We start from the raw sequence: 212 nt of genomic DNA, 5'->3' as shown, positions 1-212 counted from the left end.
GGCACTTTTTCGCCACCGAACTCAATGATTTCATCTACTGGTGGTGTTGTAATTTCTTCTGTTGGTTGTCCTTCACCAACTTTTTCACCTGTAATTGGGTTTACAGTGATTGGTGTTGTGATCGTTTTCTCACCTGGACGACCTTCTTGTTTCACTCGTTCTTCACCAGGGTTTAAGTTTGGATTGAATTCGCGTTTTGTTTCAAATGGTAC

Annotated in this window: 1 protein-coding gene; it reads right to left on the bottom strand. The window is 41.5% G+C overall.

Features of this window, described 5'->3' with window-relative positions; genetic code table 11:
* On the bottom strand, positions 1-212 hold a 212-nt coding region (locus tag CD113_RS11185), incomplete at both ends, for a G5 domain-containing protein (protein WP_169922562.1).

The sequence above is a fragment of the Staphylococcus simiae genome (genome assembly GCF_002902085.1).
Classification (GTDB): domain Bacteria; phylum Bacillota; class Bacilli; order Staphylococcales; family Staphylococcaceae; genus Staphylococcus; species Staphylococcus simiae.
The sequence above is the reverse complement of the archived record's forward strand: the minus strand, read 5'-3'. Positions and strand labels throughout refer to the sequence as shown.